At 66.7% G+C, this 20,393-nt stretch carries 19 protein-coding genes and 1 pseudogene; 13 read left to right on the top strand and 7 right to left on the bottom strand.

All coding sequences use genetic code 11. From position 1 onward, the window contains the following. Positions 1-1,233, bottom strand: a complete 1,233-nt coding sequence (locus JWN03_RS42360) for an acyl-CoA dehydrogenase family protein (RefSeq protein WP_297628065.1) — start codon at positions 1,231-1,233, stop codon at positions 1-3. 164 nt (positions 1,234-1,397) lie between these two features. Between JWN03_RS42360 and JWN03_RS42355 the strand changes: the two genes are divergently transcribed. Beyond that, complete coding sequence (locus JWN03_RS42355) at positions 1,398-1,841, top strand: DUF1707 SHOCT-like domain-containing protein (protein WP_297628063.1); 444 nt, start codon at positions 1,398-1,400, stop codon at positions 1,839-1,841. A gap of 6 nt (positions 1,842-1,847) precedes the next feature. Continuing rightward, the gene (locus JWN03_RS42350) at positions 1,848-2,345 is read left to right on the top strand and encodes a hypothetical protein (protein WP_297628061.1); all 498 of its coding nucleotides are present in this window, start codon (positions 1,848-1,850) and stop codon (positions 2,343-2,345) included. A gap of 113 nt (positions 2,346-2,458) precedes the next feature. Here JWN03_RS42350 and JWN03_RS42345 read toward each other — a convergent pair whose 3' ends face one another. Beyond that, positions 2,459-2,662, bottom strand: coding sequence for a cold-shock protein (locus JWN03_RS42345; RefSeq protein WP_297628059.1), 204 nt, complete (start codon positions 2,660-2,662; stop codon positions 2,459-2,461). A 341-nt stretch (positions 2,663-3,003) separates the two neighbouring features. Here JWN03_RS42345 and smc point away from each other — a divergent pair, with 341 nt between their 5' ends. Continuing rightward, a complete protein-coding gene (gene smc, locus JWN03_RS42340) occupies positions 3,004-6,612 on the top strand; it encodes a chromosome segregation protein SMC (RefSeq protein WP_297628057.1) in 3,609 nt (1,202 codons plus the stop codon). Positions 6,613-6,745: 133 nt separating this feature from the next. Continuing rightward, on the top strand, positions 6,746-7,399 hold the full coding sequence (locus tag JWN03_RS42335; RefSeq protein WP_297628055.1) for an HAD family acid phosphatase: 654 nt from the start codon (positions 6,746-6,748) through the stop codon (positions 7,397-7,399). Between the two features lie 17 nt (positions 7,400-7,416). On the opposite strand, the gene JWN03_RS42330 is transcribed toward JWN03_RS42335, so the two are convergent. After that, positions 7,417-8,313: an NmrA family NAD(P)-binding protein gene (locus JWN03_RS42330; RefSeq protein ID WP_297628054.1), complete on the bottom strand. Its 897-nt coding sequence runs from the start codon at positions 8,311-8,313 to the stop codon at positions 7,417-7,419. Positions 8,314-8,418: 105 nt separating this feature from the next. On the opposite strand from JWN03_RS42330, the gene JWN03_RS42325 reads away from it, so the two are divergent. Next, positions 8,419-9,435 (top strand): TetR/AcrR family transcriptional regulator, encoded by a 1,017-nt coding sequence (locus JWN03_RS42325; protein WP_297628053.1) that lies wholly within the window; start codon positions 8,419-8,421, stop codon positions 9,433-9,435. Between the two features lie 10 nt (positions 9,436-9,445). Then, positions 9,446-9,811, top strand: coding sequence for a cupin domain-containing protein (locus JWN03_RS42320; protein ID WP_297628051.1), 366 nt, complete (start codon positions 9,446-9,448; stop codon positions 9,809-9,811). Positions 9,812-10,066: 255 nt separating this feature from the next. On the opposite strand, the gene JWN03_RS42315 is transcribed toward JWN03_RS42320, so the two are convergent. Next, on the bottom strand, positions 10,067-10,852 hold the full coding sequence (locus JWN03_RS42315) for a PIG-L deacetylase family protein (protein ID WP_297628050.1): 786 nt from the start codon (positions 10,850-10,852) through the stop codon (positions 10,067-10,069). A gap of 24 nt (positions 10,853-10,876) precedes the next feature. After that, positions 10,877-11,680, bottom strand: coding sequence for a HEAT repeat domain-containing protein (locus JWN03_RS42310; protein ID WP_297628048.1), 804 nt, complete (start codon positions 11,678-11,680; stop codon positions 10,877-10,879). Between the two features lie 282 nt (positions 11,681-11,962). On the opposite strand from JWN03_RS42310, the gene JWN03_RS42305 reads away from it, so the two are divergent. Together JWN03_RS42305 and JWN03_RS42300 are read left to right on the top strand one after the other, a co-directional pair. Then, the gene (locus JWN03_RS42305) at positions 11,963-12,202 is read left to right on the top strand and encodes a hypothetical protein (RefSeq protein ID WP_297628046.1); all 240 of its coding nucleotides are present in this window, start codon (positions 11,963-11,965) and stop codon (positions 12,200-12,202) included. Between the two features lie 378 nt (positions 12,203-12,580). Continuing rightward, positions 12,581-13,696 carry a cytochrome P450 gene (locus JWN03_RS42300; RefSeq protein ID WP_297628088.1) on the top strand — a complete coding sequence of 372 codons (1,116 nt, stop codon included), beginning with the start codon at positions 12,581-12,583 and terminating at the stop codon, positions 13,694-13,696. 13 nt (positions 13,697-13,709) lie between these two features. Here JWN03_RS42300 and JWN03_RS42295 read toward each other — a convergent pair whose 3' ends face one another. Beyond that, positions 13,710-14,291 (bottom strand): TetR/AcrR family transcriptional regulator, encoded by a 582-nt coding sequence (locus tag JWN03_RS42295; RefSeq protein ID WP_297628044.1) that lies wholly within the window; start codon positions 14,289-14,291, stop codon positions 13,710-13,712. A gap of 89 nt (positions 14,292-14,380) precedes the next feature. On the opposite strand from JWN03_RS42295, the gene JWN03_RS42290 reads away from it, so the two are divergent. Next, the gene (locus JWN03_RS42290) at positions 14,381-15,487 is read left to right on the top strand and encodes an FAD-dependent monooxygenase (protein ID WP_297628043.1); all 1,107 of its coding nucleotides are present in this window, start codon (positions 14,381-14,383) and stop codon (positions 15,485-15,487) included. Positions 15,488-15,499: 12 nt separating this feature from the next. On the opposite strand, the gene JWN03_RS42285 is transcribed toward JWN03_RS42290, so the two are convergent. Then, on the bottom strand, positions 15,500-15,889 hold the full coding sequence (locus JWN03_RS42285; protein ID WP_297628042.1) for a DUF2237 family protein: 390 nt from the start codon (positions 15,887-15,889) through the stop codon (positions 15,500-15,502). 215 nt (positions 15,890-16,104) lie between these two features. On the opposite strand from JWN03_RS42285, the gene ftsY reads away from it, so the two are divergent. The 4 genes and pseudogenes from ftsY to JWN03_RS42265 form a co-directional block, all read left to right on the top strand. Next, entirely contained in the window at positions 16,105-17,652 is a 1,548-nt protein-coding gene (gene ftsY, locus JWN03_RS42280) for a signal recognition particle-docking protein FtsY (protein ID WP_297628040.1), read from the top strand. Positions 17,653-17,915: 263 nt separating this feature from the next. After that, the gene (locus JWN03_RS42275; RefSeq protein ID WP_297628087.1) at positions 17,916-19,274 is read left to right on the top strand and encodes an ammonium transporter; all 1,359 of its coding nucleotides are present in this window, start codon (positions 17,916-17,918) and stop codon (positions 19,272-19,274) included. Positions 19,275-19,279: 5 nt separating this feature from the next. Continuing rightward, complete coding sequence (locus JWN03_RS42270; RefSeq protein ID WP_297628039.1) at positions 19,280-19,618, top strand: P-II family nitrogen regulator; 339 nt, start codon at positions 19,280-19,282, stop codon at positions 19,616-19,618. Positions 19,619-19,744: 126 nt separating this feature from the next. Further along, positions 19,745-20,393, top strand: a pseudogene (locus JWN03_RS42265) ([protein-PII] uridylyltransferase); the annotation flags it as partial.

The raw sequence follows: 20,393 nt of genomic DNA, 5'->3' as shown, positions 1-20,393 counted from the left end.
CTACAGTCCCAGGGTCGCTTTGGCGATGATATTGCGCTGAATCTCATTGCTGCCGGCGTAGATCGAGCCGGCGCGGTCGTTGAAATACCGCATGGGCGCGACCGCCTGCCATTCCTCACCACTGACGAAACCGTCTGCGGGCGGCGTGAAGTCAGCGATCGGGCCGCCCGGCATGGTGGCGTGCGGCTGGTATGCGCGACCGCGCGGGCCCGCGGCCTCCAGGGCCAGTTCGGTGAGGACCTGGCTCAATTCGGTGCCCAGGATCTTGATGGTGGAGGCGGCCGGACCCGGATCCTTTCCGCTGGAAACCAGTGCCAGCGTGCGGTATTCGAGGATCTCCAGCACATCCGCGCGAATCCGCGCATCGGCCAGCTGTGCGGCGAATGCCGGATCATCGATCAGCGCACCGCCATTCGGCCCCGGCTGGGTCTGCGCGGCCTGCGCCAGCTCCTCGGCCATCACCTGCAGCGCCGGTGCCGCCGCGCCGCCGCCACGCTCGAAATTGAGCAGGAATTTGGCGACGGTCCAGCCATCGTCGATGCGGCCCAGCACATTCGCCTTCGGCGCCCGCACCTGATCGAAGAAGACCTGGTTCTGCACCTGCTCACCGGAGGTCATGACCAGCGGCCGGATCGTAATGCCCGCGGCGTCCATCGGCATCAGCAGGAAGGTGATGCCCTGCTGCTTCTTGGCCTGCCGGGAGGTGCGCACCAGGGCGAAGATCCAATTGGCCTCGGTGGCATGGGTGGTCCAGATCTTGGAGCCGGTGATCACCAGATCCTCGCCGTCCTCGACCGCCGCCATGGACAGCGAGGCGAGGTCCGAACCGGCCTCGGGCTCCGAATAGCCTTGGCAGAAGAAGACTTCGCCGGTGAGGATGCGCGGCAGGAAGAAGTCCTTCTGCTCCCCGGTGCCGAACGCCATGATGGCGTGCGAGACCATCCGAATACCCATGGGGGACAGGTTCGGTGCGCCCGCGAGCGTGCATTCGCGGCCGAAGATGTAGTGCTGGGTGAGGCTCCAGTCGCGGCCGCCGTACTTCACCGGCCACGCGGGCGCGGCCCAGCCCTGGGCGTGCAGGATCTGCTGCCACTCCATGCTGGCTTCGTGGTCCGGGTACACGCTGGTGGCCAGCCGCCCGGCCCGCCGCAGCCGCGGGGTCAGATTCTCATCGAGGAAGTGGCGCACTTCATCGCGAAACGCCAGATCACCGGGCGACCAGTCGAGGTCCACAAAAACTCCTCTTGTGCGAAGAACTGGCCCCAACCATCTCACTGCCTCACCCTCGCTGGCAAATGTGCTGGCACCCGCCCTCACTTGACGCTGTTGACATGCCATTGTGGAGGTTTATTCTGGAGTGAGATATTCCACTTTGGAAGATTGTCGAGAGGATCGACATGGACATCACCTCGGGCACCCGCGCCTCCGACGCCGAACGTGCACAGGTCGCCGATGCGCTCGGCCGCCATATGGCCGATGGGCGTCTCGACCTCACCGAATACAACGAACGCCTCGGCCGGGTCTACGGCACCGCCACTATCGAAGACCTGCAATTGGTACTGGGCGATCTACCCCGCCTGACAAAACCCGCCACCGCGCCGGGACGCTCCGGCACCCGCATCCCGATCTGGCAGCGCATAGAAGTCAGCGCCTGGCTCGGCGTCAGCCTGCTCTGCGTCGCCATCTGGGCCGCAATCTCCTTGGCCACAGGCGAATTCACCTATCCCTGGCCGATGTGGGTCATCGGCCCCTGGGGTGCGGTCCTGGTCTTCCGCATGCTCACGGGCTGGGAATCGGGAGCCTGGAACCAGCATCACCGCCGTCACCATCCCGTGCGGTAGCTGGCCATGGTCGGATATCCGGAACTACTCGGCATCCATATCGTCGCGGGAATCGCCGGTCTGCTGCTCGGCCCGGTCCTCGCCTGGGCCGACGCGCGCCGCTGGCGCAGGTCCCGGGACCTCGGCGCGTGGTACCTGGGAATCGTTGTCGCCGTCGCCATTACGGCCATCGGCCTGGTGATCTGGAAGCGCACCGATCTCTGGTGGCTGGTCCCGGTCTCGCTGCTGACCGTAGCTCTCGCCGTCCTCGGTCGTTATGCGACCGGCCGCCCCGGCGGTTGGACTCACGTCTACGTTCACGGCCTCGGCGGCTCCTACATCGCGCTGGTCACCGCCACCGTCGTCGTGGCCTTCGCTCTCGACGGCCCGCTCTACGGCCCCTGGGAACTCGTCGCCTGGCTCGCTCCCACGGTTCTCCTCGCCCCGCTGCTCGAGGTCTGGCGGCAACAACCTCACTGTCATCGTCAGGTAATCGCCGGGCGGCCAGGCCCTGTCGAGGCATGACAAAGGCCCGGTGGGGAGAGCGGTGAGTACCGCTATCGCCCTACCGGGCCTGCAACGAACGGCGGCCCGGCGTATCAGATACGCCGGGCCGCCGTTCGATCACCTGCTAAAACTTAGGCAGGGGTGATGTTCTCGGCCTGGGGGCCCTTCTGGCCCTGCGCGATGTCGAAGGAGACCTTCTGGCCTTCCTGGAGCTCGCGGAAGCCCTGTGCGGCAATGTTCGAGTAGTGGGCGAACACGTCAGGGCCGCCACCGTCCTGCTCGATGAAGCCGAAGCCCTTTTCGGTGTTGAACCACTTCACGGTACCGGTAGCCACGATTGACTCTCCTCTTTGTTTTGGTGCGACCCGCACTTTACGGATCTGATGTCGCTGTAATGACCCCGTCAGGAATCACTGGAAACACAAATGCGCGCCTGCGTGATGGTCAGCAGGCGCGTACTGAAGTCTGTGAGAACCAAAAGTTGCAACACCCAGAGAGTACCTGATCTTAGGGACATCCGACGAATTCCCACCTCGCCGACGTGTCGCAAGTCTCTGCGCCGCTGGATCGCGACGCAGCCCACTCCCCCGACCCTACGCGCCGGCCTCGTCAGGGAACCGGACGCGTTCCCGGCATACCCGGGGCAATCGGGGCAGAGCGGGTAACCTGAGCGGCTGTGCATCTGAAGAGTCTGACGCTGAAGGGATTCAAGTCCTTCGCGTCCGCGACGACGCTGCGGTTCGAGCCCGGCATCACCTGTGTGGTGGGGCCGAACGGTTCCGGCAAGTCGAACGTCGTCGACGCGCTCACCTGGGTAATGGGGGAACAGGGCGCGAAAGCGCTGCGTGGCGGGAAGATGGAGGACGTCATCTTCGCCGGCACCTCCGGCCGCGCCGCTCTCGGCCGCGCCGAGGTCACCCTCACCATCGACAACTCCGACGGCGTGCTGCCGATCGAGTACTCCGAGGTCTCCATTACTCGGCGCATGTTCCGGGACGGGGCCGGTGAGTACGAGATCAATGGCAGCTCCTGCCGTCTGATGGATGTGCAGGAACTGCTCAGCGATTCCGGTATCGGCAGAGAAATGCACGTGATCGTGGGTCAGGGCCGGCTCTCGGCGATCCTCGAGTCGCGGCCGGAGGACCGGCGCGCCTTCATCGAAGAGGCGGCGGGCGTGCTCAAGCACCGCCGGCGCAAGGAGAAGGCGGTCCGCAAGCTCGACGCTATGCAGTCGAATCTGGCGCGCCTGAACGACCTCACCACCGAACTGCGCCGCCAGCTCAAGCCGCTCGGGCGGCAGGCCGAGGTGGCCCGGCGCGCCGCCACCGTGCAGTCCGAGCTGCGCGATTCCCGATTGCGGCTGGCCGCCGATGATCTGGTGAGTCGTCGCGGCGAACTGGAGAGCCAGCAGAGCAAGGAGTCGTACGCGCGCGAGCAGCAGGTCAATGTGCATGCCGAGATGGATGCCGCCAATGCCGCACTCGCACAGCAGGAATTCGAGCTGTCCCGGCTCACGCCGAGCGCGGAGGCCGCGGCGCAGACCTGGTTCCAGCTCTCGGCGCTGACGGAGCGTGTCAACGCCACTATCCGGATTGCTCGCGATCGCGCGCGCAATCTCACGATCGAACAGCCCACCGGTACGGGACGCGATCCGGAGCAACTGGAGCGCGAAGCCGAGCGGGTCGAGGCCGAAGAGGCCGAACTTCTCGAAACGGTCGAAATGGCCACGGCCACTCTGGAAGCCGCGCGAGATCAGCTCTACGACCGCGAACAAGCTGCCAAGGCCGCTGAACAGGCGCACCTGGCCGCAGTGCGTGCCATCGCCGACCGCCGCGAGGGTCTCGCCCGGCTGTCGGGCCAGGTAGACACGCTGCGCTCGCGTGCGCAGTCGGTCGACGGGGAGATCACTCGCATCTCGGCCTCCATTACCGAGGCCCGGGAGCGCGGCTCGACCGCCGACACCGAATTCGAATCGGTACAAGAGGAATTGAACGAGCTCGACGCGGGCGAGGAGGGCCTCGACGCGCAGTACGAACACGCCGCCGAGGCACTGCACAGTGCCGATGCGCGCGTCACCGAGCTGCGCGAGAAGGATCGCGAAGCCGGTAAACGGGTCGCCTCGCTGGGCGCGCGCATCGAAGCCCTCACCATGGGCCTGGCGCGCCGCGACGGCGCGGCCTGGCTGCTCGAACATCGCAGCGACGGGCTGCTGGGCCCGCTGTCCGGGCTCATTCGGGTGCACGGCGGGTTCGAGGCCGCGGTGGCCGCCGCCTTCGGGCCGCTCGCCGATGCGGTAGCCGCCGATACCGGGCCGTCCGCGCACGCCGCCGTGCGCGCGCTCAAGGAAGCCGACGGCGGGCGCGTCGCGCTGGTGTACGGCGGTGCCGCGCAGGCGAATACACGCGCCGGGGGAGAGCTACCGGGTGCGGCGCGCTGGCTCGCCGAGGTCGTCGATTGCCCCGATCACATGCGCGGCGCGATCGCCGCCCTCACCACCGGCATTGCCGTCGCCGACAGTCTCGACGCCGCCGCGCAGGTCATCGCGGCCCGCCCGGAACTGCGGGTGGTCACCCGCGAGGGCGATCTCACCGGAGCGGGCTGGGTGCTCGGCGGTTCCGATCGCGCGCCGAGCCAGCTCGAGGTGCAAGCCGAGATCGACTCCGCCGGAATCGAACTCGCCAACTGGCAGCGCCAGGCCGAGGAACTCGAGGCTGCGCTCGCGGGCGCGCTCGCCGAGCAGACCGACCGCCGCGAAGCCGTCGATCACGCGTTGTTGGCGCTGCACGAATCCGATCAGTCGCTGGTGGCCATCTACGACAGGCTCGGACGGCTCGGGCAGACTGCCCGGAACGCCCAGCGCGATTGCGAACGCCTGCTCGCACAGCGCGCCGAGACCGAGGCCGGGCGCGAAGAGACCCTCACCAAGCTCGCGGAGCTGGAGGACCGGCTGCGGCACGTCGAAGACGAGCAGTCCGGTATCGGCTCGGAATCGGAGAGCACCGAGACCGCCGGATACGCCCGTGAACAGGCTGCCGCCGCTCTCGCCGAATCCCGCTCCATGGAGGTGGAGGCGCGGCTCACCGTGCGCACCGCCGAGGAACGCGCGGAATCGGTGCGCGGCAAGGCCGATGGCTTGCGCCGCACCGCCCGCGCCGAACGCGAGAACCGGGCCCGCGCCGAACGCCAGCACGCCGCCCGCCGGCAGGCCTCCGCGGTCGCCGCCGTGGTGGCCGAATCCGCCGAGAAGGTCGCGGCGGAACTGGAGAAGGTCGTCGCGCAGGCCGCCGTCCGCCGTGACGAATTGGTGCGCCGCCGTACCGAATTCGCGGCGCAGGTGGACCAGACCAAGGAGCGCGCACGCGCGCTCAATACGGCGCTGGCCCAGCTCACCGATGCCGTGCACCGCGACGAGGTCGCCCGCGCGCAGGCCGCACTGCGCATCGAACAGCTGGAAACGAATATCTCCGAACAGTTCGGACTCGCGCTCGAGGATCTGATCAACGAATACGGTCCGGACACGCTCATGCCGCCGACCGCGCTGGAACTGATCGAGTACGAGCAGGCCAAGGAACGCGGTGAACAGGTCACCGAACCGCAGCCCATGCCGTACGACCGCGCCACCCAGGAGCGCCGGGCCAAACGTGCCGAGAAGGACCTCACCACGCTCGGCAAGGTGAATCCCCTTGCGCTGGAAGAGTTCGCGGCGCTCGAGGAACGCTACAACTTCCTGGCCACCCAGCTCGAGGATGTCAAGAAAGCGCGACAGGATCTGCTCGACGTGGTCACCGAGGTGGATGCCCGCATCCTGCAGGTGTTCACCGAGGCATGGGAGGATGTCGAGCGCGAATTCGTCGGCGTCTTCAGCAAGCTGTTCCCCGGCGGGGAAGGGCGGCTGCTGCTCACCGACCCGAACGACATGCTCTCCACCGGAGTGGAAGTCGAGGCGCGCCCGCCGGGCAAGAAGGTCAAGCGGCTGTCATTGCTCTCCGGTGGCGAGAAGTCGCTGACCGCGGTGGCGCTGCTGGTCGCCATCTTCCGGGCCCGCCCCTCCCCGTTCTATGTCATGGACGAGGTCGAGGCGGCCCTGGACGACACCAACCTGCGCCGCCTGATCGGACTGTTCGAGCAGTTGCGAGAGAAAAGCCAGCTGATCGTCATCACCCACCAGAAGCCGACCATGGAGATCGCCGATGCGCTGTACGGCGTCAGCATGCGCGGCGACGGGATCACCCAGGTGATCTCGCAGCGCCTGCGCGGGGAGAATCTGGTCGGCGCGACAACGTAATTCGGCAGTCCGGCGCGTATCTTCGCTGCTGTCCGCAATGACTGACGGATGGATCCCGGTCACCGGGATTCCTCTGTGCGACAGTGTGAAACAGCTGCGCGTCGCACATTGCGGCCGCTAGCGTCCCGTGCTCATGAGACGTTCTATCGCAGGTATCGCCCTCGGTGTCGCTGTCACCGTCGCCGTCCCGCTGCCCGCCGCGCTGGCGGACAGCGGGTCCTCGTCACTGTCCGGAGGGACTGGATCGTCGTCGCTGTCCGGGGGTGGTTCCGGCTCCGGTGGCGGCGGCAGCCTGCCCAGCGAAGCGCAGTGGATCTCCGATGTCACCACCGTCATCAATTCCGCGCAGTCCTACCTCAGCACCGCGCTGCCGGGCGCGACGAAGCCCGCCATCGTCCTCGATATCGACAATACGAGCCTGGAGACCCAATACAGCCCGGGTCTGATCACGCCCGCCATCCCGCCCGTGCTGGCCATGACGCAGTGGGCGAAACAGCATGGCGCTTCCATTATTTTCGTGACCGGACGTCCGTCGCTCATGAACATCTACACCCAGCTGAACCTGTCCGCCGTCGGGTACACCGTGGACGGGCTGTACGGCGGGGGACTCACCACCGGGTCCAATGGTGCGGGTGCGCTCGCCGACTACAAGACGGCGACCCGTGCCTCGATCGAGCAGCAGGGCTACACCATCGTTGCGAATATTGGCAATAGCGCTTCCGATCTGTCGGGCGGACATGCCCAGCAGACCTTCAAACTGCCCGACTACAACGGCGAACTGTCCTGATTCAGCCCGGGCCTGATTCAGCCGGCCAGTAGCGGCTTCAATTGAGCCGCACCGGTTTCGGCGAGCCAGGCATCGAAAGTGCGCAGACCTGGATGGATTTCGCGAAGGGCGGGGATGCCGGCATGCCAGCCCCTGCCCTCTCGTGACATCCGCCAGACATTGACGATCGACTCGCCGAGCGCGCTCGCCTCCGCCTCCGGGATTTCCTCATAGTGCACCGGATGTCCGGTGACCGAACTGATTTCGGTGGCCGCCGCCACCATGGTGAGCGCATCACCGGCCAGCTCGATCACGTGGCCGTGGAAGCGTTCCGGGTCCGTGAACGCGAGCAGCGCGAACTCCGCGATATCGGCCACCGCGACCATTTGGATCGGCCGGTCGGCGGGGAACAGGTGCCGATGCGCACCGTCGTGGATACCGTCGACCACCAAAGCCTGTGCCAGGTAGTTCTCCATGAACCGGACCGGGCGCAGGATGGTCCAGTGCAAATCGCCGGCCTGGATGGCCTCCTCGATTCGGCGTTTGCCGTTGGCGCCCCACGAATCCTCGCGATCGAACGAGGCGATTCCGGTGAAGATGATCTGATCGAGACCGGCGGCCTGGGCTGCCGTGACCAGATCCACGCCGCGACGCGCCTCGAGTTCGATATCCCAGCCGTGCGGCCCGAATGCCGCGGGCGGCACCACGAAAACCGCACGCGCGCCGGACAATGCGGCGGTGAGGGTCTCCGGATCGTCGAAGTCACCGCGGGCCAGTTCGGCGCCTGCGGCCGCAAGCTCCTGTGCCGCAGCGGATTCCGGGTCCCGCACCAGGGCGCGCACCGGGCGGCCCGCGGCCAGTAGCCGGCGTGCGGTCGCGCCACCCTGCTGCCCGGTCGCACCGGTGACCAGAATCAGGTCATTGAGAGCAGACATTGTCACCCTTGTTGTTCGGTAGTATTCGGGTCGGACGACCCGAATACCGACGCTACGAGCAGGCGTATCCGGTTGGCCAGCACCGGAAAGGAACGCCGTAACGAAATGACCGCCTCAGCTCCGGTCCGCTCCGGACCCGCTGCCGCCCCGGCTGCCTCCGCGCCGAACGGCCGTGCCGATGCCCGCCGCAATCGCGCACTCGTGCTGGCGGCCGCGCAGCGCGCTTTCGCCGAATGCGGCACCGAGGTGTCGCTGGTGGAGATCGCGCGCCGCGCCGGTGTCGGCGCAGGCACCGTGCATCGGCATTTCCCCAGTAAGAACCATCTGCTGGAGGCGGTGATGCAGCAGCGGATCGACCGCCTCACCGCCCTCGCGCTCGGCTATCGCGACGCACCCGATGCCGGAGCCGCGTACTTCGCCTTCTGCGCCGAGGTGGTGACCTCCACCATCGGAAACGGTGCGCTCTGCGAGCTCTTCGACAATGACGGCTGGCCGCGCGACAGCCTGCGCGAAGCGGGCCAGCGCTTCCATCTGGCGCTGGGGCAATTGCTCACCGCCGCGCAGCGGCAGCAGGCGGTGCGTGCCGACCTCACCCTGCCCGATGTCCTGGCCCTGTTCACCGGATGTGTTGCCATCCAGCGCATATCGAGTACCCAGCCCGGTCTCGCCCGGGCGGCGGCACTCGTGCTGGAGGCGATGCGCGCGAGCACGCCGGACCCGCGCGCGACGAAACCCCGAAATCCCGGCACTCCCCGTGACGAAAATGCCGCGCGTAACGTAACGGCGCTCTGCCCGGTCTGCGCCACCCCGCTCCGGCCCACCGGCACCGGCCGCCCGGCCCGCTACTGCTCACCCGCCTGCCGCCAGAAAGCCCACCGCCGCCGCCACGCCGCAGTAGCTGCCACCCCCACCCCCGCTACCCCTGCGCCCGCTACCCCTGCGCCCGCTACCTCTGCGCCCGCTACCTCTGCGCCCACCGCCGCCAACGCTGCTGCCGCCAACGCTGCTGCCGCCAACGCTGCTGCTGCCGCCAACGCTGCTGCTGCCGCCACGGCTGTCGCGCCCGCCGCCGCTGCCAGGCACGGGAACGCTGCTGCCCTCACCAACGGCACCGCCAATTAGGCTGGCGGGCATGGCAGAACAGAGCGAGGCCCGGACCCTACCGGCGACAGTGACGCGCACAGTGGAGCTGGACGTGCGGCTGCCCCAGCCGAAACTCACCGAACGAGTCGAGGTCCGCCGCATACGCATGCCCGCCGGCACCCCCGCCGGGCTTCACGTCCACAACGGCCCCGTCTTCGGCAGCATCGTCACCGGAACCATCCTCTTCCAGATCGACGGCGAGCCCGAGATCGTCCTCGGCCCCGGCGATGTCTTCTACGAACCCGAGGCCGCCCGCATAGCCCGTTTCGACGCAGGCGACGCCGATGTCGAATTCCTCGGCTACTTCCTCCTGACCGCCGACCAGCAAGCAGAACTCGAATTCCCTGGGGAATAGGCCTAATTCGACCCCGCCGGCGGCGCTGATATCGGCCCGCCGCCGTTCGCGCCGGTTGCTTCGCGGAAGCGGTATCGACCTCGACCCGCTATCGCGCCGCGCCCTCGCCTGGTTCGCAGACCAGGTTCCCGAACGGACACTGCACAACTGGCAGAACTCGGCAGCACGAATCATTGCCACACAACTGCGTTCGGGCCTGGACAGCATCGCCTCCTGAACACTTCCACCCCCTCCGACCTGCGATTGGCCGGTTGCCTATTCGGGGAGCGTCAATATGTCGTCGAGTGGGCCGGAGAATGCGGGGGAGCGGCCTTCCTCGGCGAACCACTCCCATCGAAACAGTTGCGCGCGAATCGGTTCCGGGATGCGACGTAGGGTGCGCGCGATTGTGGCGAACCGTCCGGGTCCGTCGAGGACTGATTTGTGTTCGGACAGTGCTTGCATTCTTTGCGCGGCGAACGCGCCGACGTCGATGCGGTGGGTGATGTGCGCGCGGGGGGTGTAGCCGTCTCGGATCGCGGCGACGTCGTAGCGGAGCAATCGTACCGGGGTGGTCAGTTTTCGCAGAAACTCTTGTGGCAGTGTCGCATCCAGTACTCGGGCTACGCCCGCCGCGTGTGCGGCTCCGGTGCCGACCTCGTGTACGCGGACGTGGTCGCGGTGACCGTAGCCGCCGTGGCGATCGTAGCTGAGCAGGACTTCGGGGCGTTCCTCGTCCAGGATCGCGGCCAGTCGGCGGGTTGCCTCGCCGAGATCGGCGCGTGTGAATCGCATTCGGCCGGGTGGATCCGGGTACAGGATCGGTCCGTGCCCACTGTCGGCATAGCCGAGGTATGCCACTCGGGAGACGCCCAGGACGTCGGCGCTGGCCTGCAGCTCCCGCAGCCGTGGTGCGACGGCGCCGTCGAATTCCTGCACGTGACCATCGCAGGCGACCACGATAACCGTCCGGTGGCCCGCGGCAGCCAATTTCGCGAGGGTGCCACCGGTCAGGATGATCTCGTCGTCGGGATGTGCATGGAACGCAACCACAGTCGCCACCGTGCCAGTATGCCTACTGCGCTTTCAGGATTCGCGGGCTGCGATTGCGGCTTGGATTCGGCGTAGCGTGCGGAGGCCCTTCTTCGCGGCGACGCTCACCATGCCGTCGAAGACTGTCGAGCCCCGGTCGTGGGCCATCAGTCGTTCCAGCGTCGGTACGGCACGATCGTCGCCGGTCGAACCGAGCGCGACGGCCGCCCAGTAGCGCTGGTCCGGGTCGTCGCCGGCGGCCGCCTCGCACAGCCTCGGGATGACTTCCGGGGTGAATGTGGCCAGCGCGCTGGCGATATAGCCGATGCGGTAGTACCGGCGGTTCTCGAATTCGTCCCACAGTGCGGCCAAGGCCGCCTCGCCGCCGATCATGCCGAGGGCCTCGGCGGTACGTTCGCGCATTCCTGCGATCGAGTCCCGCAGCCCGGGCGTGAGCGCCGGGACGACCGATTCGTCGCCGAGCTCGCCCAGCGCGATGACCGCTTGCTCTCGGGCGATCTCCTGTGGGTGGTCCAGCATCGCGACCAAGCCGGGAACCGCCTCGCGGAAGCCGAGTGCCGCGCAGCCCATCGCCGCCCATGCCTGGCAGTTGTATCGAGTGTCGGCGAGTGACGCGAGCAGCGGCGCCTTCAGACTGTCGTCGCCGAAGACTTCCGCCCGGTTCAACGCCAGGCTGTAGAGCGATAGGTGGTAGTCGCGATAGTCGCGCACCAGGGCGCACAGTGCTTCCTTGGCGGAGGTGTCGCCGTCAGCAGCCCGCACGAGCAGGAGCCGCAGATTTTCCTTGCGGGTCTCGAGATCGCCGTCTTTGAGACATCGTGCATCAGCTGGGTTCACCGCCCAACGGTACCTGGCGATGATCTTGTCGCCTGAGCACCGGCGAGGAAGTCCACCGGCGGCCGGGACCCATGGAGGTGACGTCCCAGTCTGTTGGAGCGAGCTTCGCGGTGGAGCCCGACCCACAGGCGAAACCACAGCGACCGCCCGAACGCCGTGGTTGGTTCCGTGATTGTCGAATGTAACTGTGCGCCAATTATATTCGTGGCCTCCCGTCGGGCCGGTTGCTAACATGTCGTGGTGATGTGTGGAGGGCGCATCACATGCATCGGGGGATGATGAATGACGAAAGTCTTGACGGCAGTGATGATTTCGGCTGGACTGGTCGTCGCCGGGGCGGGAGTGAGCGCAGCTGTTACACCCGGCTATGGGGTGGGCAGCGTCGCACTGCACGATACGCCCGGCGACCCGAGCATCAATGGGGGAAATGGTGGGCGAGGACTCGGCTCGTTCGACGAGTGCGCCAATTTGATCCGCTTATTTCCTGGCAGCTACTGCTCGGAGACCAAGAGCGGTGCCTGAGTGCTTATGGTGCCGTGACCACGACTTCGGATATGCGCGAACACTCTTGCCGCTGATTTGCGATATCGCTGAATGCCAAAGGAATTCGCCTTATCGGCCGGGATCATCGACCAGCCCCGGTCGAGGAGGCGGTGGCGGGGCCAGGTCGGCGAGCTGCTCGTCATCGACGTGTCCGCCAGTGGGCCAACGACATTGGGGGTGGCGGTGGGTGATCTTCAGTGTTGACCTCCAATTAACAAGCAAGTGCTTGTTCGAGGCGCCCGGGCTGTCGATGATCAGTGGATCGTGTCGGTGATCTGCGGGGAGGGCCCAGTGGGGCTGCGTTTCGATTTGTATGACTTTTCGATCAACCAGGACCCGTATCCGGTCTACGCGAGGATGCGGGAGGAGGCGCCGGTCTTCCGCAATGAGGAGCTGGACTTCTGGGCGCTCTCACGGCATGCGGACGTCTCCGCGGCGCTGCGGGATACGCGAAGGTACTCCAATTCGCACGGGGTACTGCTCGAGGAGGGAGCGTGGGATCCCGAGGTGGCACCCAAGTTCCTGTCGTTCCTGGCCATGGACGCGCCCCAGCACACCCGGATGCGAAGCCTGGTGTCTCGCGGATTCACTCCGCGCCGTATCGCGGAGTTGGAAGACCGGATCCGGGACATCGTGCGCGGATATCTGGACGCGGCCTTGCAGGCCGACGAGTTCGACCTGGTGGCGGACGTGGCGGGGAAGGTGCCGACGGACGTGATCTGCGAACTGAGCGGAGTGCCCGAGTCGGACTGGCCGGCGGTGGGAGCGATGATGATCAACGTGATGTACCGGGTGGACGGTGTCCCCGGCATTCCGCCCGAGGCGATGGAAGCGGCCATAGGACTGTTCGGCTATTACGCCACCATGGTCACCGACCGGCGCAGTCACCCGCGCGACGATATGGCCTCGATCCTGGTGCAGGCCTCGGTCGACGGAGACCAGCTCACCGACGAAGAGATCATCGGATTCATGTTCCTGATGATCGGAGCAGGCAATCAAACCACCGCTCACCTGCTCGGCAATGCCTGGTACTGGGCTTGGCACAATCCCGACCAGCGCAAGGCCGGACTCGGCGGGCGGATCGTCGACTGGGTCGAGGAGTCTCTGCGCTACGACCATCCGTCGCCGGCGTCTGCCCGACTGCTCACCGAGGAGGTCACGCTGCACGGGGTGACCATCCCGGCCGGGGAGCGCGTCTTGCTATTGATGGGGTCCGCCAATAGAGACCCTCGGGTCTTTCCCGACCCCGAGCGCTTCGACCTGGACCGCGACACCAAGGCGATGGTCACCTTCGGCGGCGGACCGCACTTCTGCCTGGGATCCTCGCTCGCCCGCCTGGAAGCCAGGGTGGTCCTGGAGGAACTGGCGGCCCGGGTCTCCGACTACGACATCGATGAGCAGCGGGCCGTGCGCACCCATGCGGCGAGCGTCCACGGTTTCACGGCCATGCCGAGCACGCTCACCCTGCGCTGAACCGGCGCGGGAGTTACGAATGTTGTTGCGGGCGTAGCCCGTCCACCATGATTCTCATGACGCGAGCGACGGCGTCGGAGTACGACTCGTCGCCTCGGGTATAGATCTGCACGGTCATCAGCAGGGCGATTTCCTCGGGGCCGATATCGGTACGCAGGTCGCCGTCGGCCTGCGCCTGCGCCGTCATCCGCTCCACCAGATCGACCACGGCGGCTCGAACCCCGGTCAGGCGCGGATCGACGTGCATGGCCTGGTGAGTGGCGGGGCCGACCGCAGCGGCCTGCGCGCCGAGCTGCATTTCGGCGCATTCGCGCAGCAGCCGGCACATGCCGAGCCAGGCGGTCTGCTCCTCGCGCCAGGCGGTGGTGGCCAGATCCGCGAGTCGCTCCAGATGGGCGCGCGCGGCGGCGATCAGCAGGGCGTCCCGATCCGGGAAGCGCCGATACAGGGTGCCGACGCCGACGCCGGCGTGGTCGGCGATGTCCTTCATCGGGACCTCGGTACCGCGTTCCCGGAACACGGCGAGCGCGGCATTCAGGATCTGGTCGCGATTGCTGCGTGCGTCGGCCCGCAACTGCTCGGCCGTGATACCCACCTCCAATAAGTGGACGAAATGCTTCCGGTTAGCCTAACATGGCAATAAGCGGACGAATTTCGTCCATTTAACAACCAGAGGTGATGGTCATGAGCGCAAAAGTCCTGATTTCCGGAGCCGGCGTCGGCGGCTCGACCTTGGCCCACTGGCTCGGTCGCACCGGGTTCGAGGTGACGGTGGTCGAGCGTGCCGTGGGACAGCGGTCCAGCGGCAACCCGGTCGATGTGCGCGGTGCGGCGGCGGATGTTGTGGCCGAGATGGGCATTCTGCCCGAATTGCGCAAGGCGGCAACCGGTGTCGCGCGGCTCAGTTTCGTCGACGCGAACGGTCGGCGGCGAGTCTCGATGCCCACCAAGAGCTCCGGCGTTTCCGCCGACCGGGATATCGAGGTGGCCCGCGCCGACCTCGCGCGCATACTCCTCGACGCTGCCCGCGATCATGCCGAAATGCGCTGGGGCGACACCATTACCGGACTCACGCAGCAGGATTCCGGCATCGCGGTGACCTTCGAGAACAATGCACCGCAGACCTTCGACTACGTGGTCGGCGCGGACGGGCTGCACTCGAATGTGCGCAGGCTCGCCTTCGGTCCGGAGTCGGAGTTCGTGCGGCATATGGGCATCTACGTCGCCACGCTGCCGGTGGACCGGGTGTACGGCGACGCGGACGAGGTTGTCATGTACAACACGCCCGGGCGGTCGATCTCCGTACATCCGGCCGGGGGAAAGCCGCTCGCGGCCTTCATGTTCCGCAGTCCCGTCGTGCCCGGCTACGACTACCGCGATATCGAGCAGCACAAGCGGCTACTGCTGGAAGCTTTCGACGGACCGGTCGGAATCTTCGGTGACCTCTTCGATCAGGTGCGCGCGGCCGGCGATCTCTACTTCGATGCCGTCAGCCGAGTTGACCTGTCCCGCTGGTCGAAAGGCCGCATCACACTGCTCGGCGATGCCGCCTCCAGCGTCTCGCTCTTCGGTGACGGCTCCAGTCTCGCCATCGCGGCCGGGCACACCCTCGCCGAGGAGTTGGCCCGCACTCCGGGCGAACCGGACAATGCGCTGCGCAGCTACGAACAGCGCCATCGCCGGGTCGCGGGACCCAAGCAGCGCGGCGCTCGCGCGGCAGGGTCCCTCATCGTGCCCGGCAGCCGGCTGGGAATCCTGCTGCGCGACACCGCTGCCCGCTTCGTGCGATGAGAGCGGCCCGGATCAGAGCAGATCGCTGACGTCGTCCGGGACATCGACGGCGTATTTGCGGAGAGTTTCCATGGGGACTACCTCGAGGGCGTTTTCATGGGTGGCGGCCAGCACCACGGGCGCTGCCACCCCGTCCTCGTGGGCGTGCAGCCAGCGCACCGCCACCACGCACCAGCGGTCACCGGGTTGCAGGCCGGGAAAGTTGTTCTCCGGGCGCGGAGTGAGAAGGTCGTTGCCGATCGACTTCTGGTGCTCCAGGAATTCTGCGGTCACCACGGTGCACACGGTGTGGCTACCAAGGTCTTCGGGACCGGTGCTGCAGCAGCCGTCCCGGTAGAAGCCGGTGAGAGGATCGGTGCCACACTCCTCCAGCGGTCCCCCAAGCACATTTCGATCGGTCACGCCGCCGATCCTATTGTCTCGGTGTCTCATTCGCCGCTCCTTCCGCACTGTGGTGCGTTGTCGAGCAGACCGGTCGGTCGTTACCGGGGTCGCAGGCAGCCATTTCGGCGTGTTCATAGCCGGTGGACACCGACGTGTGCTAGATGACACTGCTCCGCAACTCGTGGGTAGGTGTGTGAATCCGGCAATAGTCGGGCCTCTGAAAGGATGGGGGCGTGACTGCACAAGCTTGGATCCTCATTGCCGCCATCGCCGCGGTCCTGCTGGTGGCGTTCGTTTCCGGATTCGTCCTGTACAAGCGCCGCCGCATCTCGCTGACCCCGGCCGTTGAAGAGAAGTCAGCGGAGCTGACCGACCGGTCGGGAGGGTATGCGGCCTCGGGAGGATTCAACTTCAGTCAAGGCGGCGGGGCAGCTACCCTGCCCAAACCCGCACCCAAGCCGGAACCGGTGCGCATCGAACGCACCGATGCCGACGGACAGCCGCAGGTCGGCGACGATGCGGCGATTCCCCGCGACTCGGGCAAGCGCACCATTCACGACATCCCGCTGCCGGCGCCGGTCCAGGGCCCAGAGCTAGCTCCCGAGACAGAGGCCGTCGCTCCCGCCGAGGAGAAGGCCGCCGAGGTTGCGGCAGTAGAGCCTGACGAAGCCGTCGCGCCCGCGGAAGCCGAGACCGTCGCTCCGACCGCGCCGGTGGAAGCCGCAGCGCCCGAGGTCATCGCGCCGACCGTGCCCGACGAGACCGCGGGCGCTGTCGGAACCGCTGCTCCTGCAGTCGACACCGTCACCCCGGCCGATACGGCCGCGCCCGAGCTCGACATCGACTTCATCCCCGAGATCGACCCCAGCGCGGGCCGTCTGACCCGCCTGCGCGGCCGCCTCGCCCGCTCCCAGAACGCGGTCGGCAAATCCCTGCTCGGCCTGCTCGGCGGCGGCGACCTCGATGAGGACTCCTGGGAGGAGATCGAGGACACCCTGGTCATGGCCGATCTGGGCACCGCAGTCACCGCCACCATCGTCGCGCGCCTGCGCGAGGAGATGGCCGCACGGACCGTTCGCACCGCCGACGACGCGCGCGCCGTGCTCCGCGAGGTCCTGGTCGAGGCCCTGCGCCCCGAACTCGACCGCTCGATTCGCGCCCTGCCGCATGCCGATCACCCGGCTGTGCTGCTGGTCGTGGGCGTGAACGGCACCGGAAAGACCACCACCACAGGCAAACTCGCCCGCGTCCTGGTGGCCGACGGCCGCCGCGTACTGCTCGGCGCCGCGGACACCTTCCGTGCCGCTGCCGCCGATCAGCTGCAGACCTGGGGTGAGCGGGTCGGCGCGGACACTATCCGCGGCAAGGAGGCCGCGGACCCGGCCTCGGTCGCCTTCGATGCCGTCAGCGTCGGCATCGATCGCGGCGTGGATGTGGTGCTCATCGATACCGCCGGTCGCCTGCACACCAAGACCGGCCTGATGGACGAGCTAGACAAGGTCAAGCGGGTCGTGGAGAAGAAGGCCAAGGTCGACGAGGTCCTGCTGGTGCTCGATGCCACGGTGGGTCAGAACGGCCTCACGCAGGCCCGGGTTTTCGCCGAGGTCGTTTCCATCACCGGTGTTGTGCTGACCAAGCTGGACGGTACGGCCAAGGGCGGCATCGTTTTCCAGGTGCAGCACGAGCTCGGCGTACCGGTGAAACTGGTCGGTTTGGGAGAGGGCGCGGACGATCTCGCACCCTTCGAACCGGGCGCCTTCGTGGACGCTCTGCTCGGCTGAGCAGCAACGAACTGGGCGAACCACGAGAATCACCACAAGCCTCACGTCCCACGCGTAACAGCGGTGCGATTTCGGAAACCTGACCGAAACAGTGCAATCTCATCCGTTCACCTACGCGAAACGCCGCAGGATCACGTCGGAAACACCACTTGCGCAACCTTCATGTCAGGCTCGTTCGCCGGTTGCGGCAGAGCCCGAGATGAGGAGGAACGAAGGTGGCTTATCCCTTGCTCGGTGTGCCGGACACCGGCGACACCGCATGGATGTTGGCTAGCTCCGCGCTAGTGCTGTTGATGACGCCTGGACTGGCGTTCTTCTACGGCGGCATGGTCCGTAGCAAGAACGTCCTGAACATGATCATGATGAGTATCAGCTCGATGGGTCTCATCGGCGTGCTCTGGGTGATCTACGGATTCTCGGTCGGCTTCGCGAACGATAAGTTCGGCGGCCTGATCGGCGACCCGGCCCAGTTCTTCGGTCTGAAGGGCCTGATCGGAACCAATGGCGCGGCGGCAGTCGCGGCCGACGCGGCGAACGGGGTGACGGCCGCCGATGCGGTGAAGATCCCGCTCGCCGGCACCATCCCGATGACCGTGTTCGTCGCTTTCCAGCTGATGTTCGCGATCATCACCGTCGCCCTGATCTCGGGTGCGGTGGCCGACCGCCTGAAGTTCGGCGCGTGGCTGCTGTTCGCCGGTGTCTGGGGCACGGTCGTGTACTTCCCGGTCGCACACTGGGTTTTCGACGCGGACGTGAAGGACGCCGCGGGCAATGTCATCCACCACGGTGGCTGGCTGGTCAACAAGATTCAGGCCATCGACTTCGCCGGTGGTACCGCCGTCCACATCAATGCCGGTGCCGCGGGCCTCGCCCTCTGCATCGTGCTCGGTAAGCGCAAGGGCTGGCCGCAGACCCCGATGCGTCCGCACAACCTGACCATGGTCATGCTCGGCGCCGGTCTGCTGTGGTTCGGCTGGTACGGCTTCAACGCCGGCTCGGCGGTCAGCTCCAACGGTCTTGCCGGTTCGACCTTCATGACCACCAGCATCGCCACCTGTGCCGCCATGCTCGCCTGGTTGCTCGTCGAGAAGATCCGCGACGGCAAGCCCACCACCCTCGGTGCCGCTTCGGGCATCGTCGCCGGTCTGGTCGCCATCACCCCGTCCTGCTCCTCGGTCAACGTGCTCGGCGCGCTGGCCGTCGGCGCCGTGGCCGGTATCGCTTGCGCCCTGGCCGTCGGCCTCAAGTTCAAGCTCGGCTTCGACGATTCGCTCGACGTGGTCGGTGTTCACCTCGTCGGTGGTGTCATCGGCACCCTGATGATCGGCTTCTTCCTGGCTCCCGAATCCGGCGCCTCGCAGGGCCTGGGCGGCGTCAAGGGCCTCTTCTACGGCGGCGGCTTCGATCAGCTCGGTAAGCAGGCCATCGGCGCCTTCTCGGTGCTGGCCTTCTCCTTCATCGTCTCGCTGGTGCTCGCATACGCCATCAAGTTCACCATCGGCTTGCGTGCCGACGAAGAATCCGAGTTTGTAGGCTTGGACGAGTCGGAGCACGCTGAATCGGCATACGATTTCGCTGCTGTGGGTGGCACGGCACGTTCCACCGCCGTCAAGGAGGCATGACGCAAATGAAACTGATCACTGCAATCGTCAAACCGTTCACGCTCGAGGATGTCAAGACCGGGCTGGAGCAGGCAGGCGTGCTCGGTATGACTGTCAGCGAAGTGCAGGGCTACGGTCGTCAGAAGGGCCACACCGAGGTTTACCGCGGTGCGGAGTACTCCGTCGACTTCGTCCCGAAGGTCCGGGTCGAGGTAGTCGTGGACGACGCCTCCGTCGAGAAGGTTGTCGAGGTCATCGTCGAGGCCGCGCGCACCGGCAAGATCGGTGACGGCAAAGTCTGGGTCACCCCGGTCGAGGCCATCATCCGGGTTCGCACCGGCGAACGTGGGTCCGACGCTCTCTAGCAACAGGGATCGATCGAGCGGCGGCCCCGCTCCCCGCCGGATGAGGACCGGAGGGGACGGGGCCGCCCCCGTGCTCGGGCAGGGCCCGAAAGTTCCGGGCGCGGCCGGGATTACGAACTGAATGAGATGGGTGGTGGAGTTGTGGGATTCCAGCAGGCACGCGACGAGAAGGGCTCGGAGGAGAAAATCTCCAACGGCGCTTCGGATCTGGTCCGGGCTCGCAACCAACTGCTCGCCGAGCACCCCGGAGGCGGCCGCGCCTCCCGTCTGGAACCCGAGGCGCTGCGCCAGGCACTGGTGGATCTCTACGAATTGTGGCTGACGACAAAGGGACACGAGGTCGGCATCACCGCCGACAGCGGCCTGGCCATTGTCGCCGTGGGCGGTCTGGGACGCCGCGAAATGCTCCCGTATTCGGATCTGGATCTGGTACTGCTCTACGACGATGTCGATCCGGCCCGGGTCGCCGAGGTCGCCGATCAACTCTGGTATCCGCTCTGGGACGCGCACATCAAGCTCGACCACAGCGTGCGCACGGTGCCGCAGGCGCTGCGCGTGGCCGCGGACGATCTGACCGCCGCGCTCGGCATGCTGGAGGCCCGCCATATCGTCGGCGACGAAGGCCTGAGCAATCTACTGATCAGCGGTGTGCGGCGGGACTGGCGCTCCGGGGTCCGCTCCCGGTTCGACGGGCTCATCGCGCAAGCCGAAACCCGTTGGCGCCGTAGCGGAGAGATCGCGCATCGCGCCGAACCCGATCTCAAGAACGGCCGCG

Origin of the sequence: Nocardia sp., assembly GCF_025465275.1 — a bacterium.
In the GTDB taxonomy this organism is placed as follows: domain Bacteria; phylum Actinomycetota; class Actinomycetes; order Mycobacteriales; family Mycobacteriaceae; genus Nocardia.
This window is presented reverse-complemented; position numbering and strand designations above follow the sequence as displayed.

Bases quoted from the DNA above. Each gene is read 5' to 3' on its own strand.
- JWN03_RS42355 (WP_297628063.1), top strand. From the start codon at position 1,398: ATGGACATCACCTCGGGCACCCGCGCCTCCGACGCCGAACGTGCACAG.
- JWN03_RS42350 (WP_297628061.1), top strand. From the start codon at position 1,848: ATGGTCGGATATCCGGAACTACTCGGCATCCATATCGTCGCGGGAATC.
- JWN03_RS42335 (WP_297628055.1), top strand. From the start codon at position 6,746: ATGAGACGTTCTATCGCAGGTATCGCCCTCGGTGTCGCTGTCACCGTC.
- JWN03_RS42330 (WP_297628054.1), bottom strand. From the start codon at position 8,313: ATGTCTGCTCTCAATGACCTGATTCTGGTCACCGGTGCGACCGGGCAG.
- JWN03_RS42325 (WP_297628053.1), top strand. From the start codon at position 8,419: ATGACCGCCTCAGCTCCGGTCCGCTCCGGACCCGCTGCCGCCCCGGCT.
- JWN03_RS42320 (WP_297628051.1), top strand. From the start codon at position 9,446: ATGGCAGAACAGAGCGAGGCCCGGACCCTACCGGCGACAGTGACGCGC.
- JWN03_RS42305 (WP_297628046.1), top strand. From the start codon at position 11,963: ATGACGAAAGTCTTGACGGCAGTGATGATTTCGGCTGGACTGGTCGTC.
- JWN03_RS42300 (WP_297628088.1), top strand. From the start codon at position 12,581: ATGCGGGAGGAGGCGCCGGTCTTCCGCAATGAGGAGCTGGACTTCTGG.
- JWN03_RS42290 (WP_297628043.1), top strand. From the start codon at position 14,381: ATGAGCGCAAAAGTCCTGATTTCCGGAGCCGGCGTCGGCGGCTCGACC.
- JWN03_RS42275 (WP_297628087.1), top strand. From the start codon at position 17,916: ATGTTGGCTAGCTCCGCGCTAGTGCTGTTGATGACGCCTGGACTGGCG.
- JWN03_RS42270 (WP_297628039.1), top strand. From the start codon at position 19,280: ATGAAACTGATCACTGCAATCGTCAAACCGTTCACGCTCGAGGATGTC.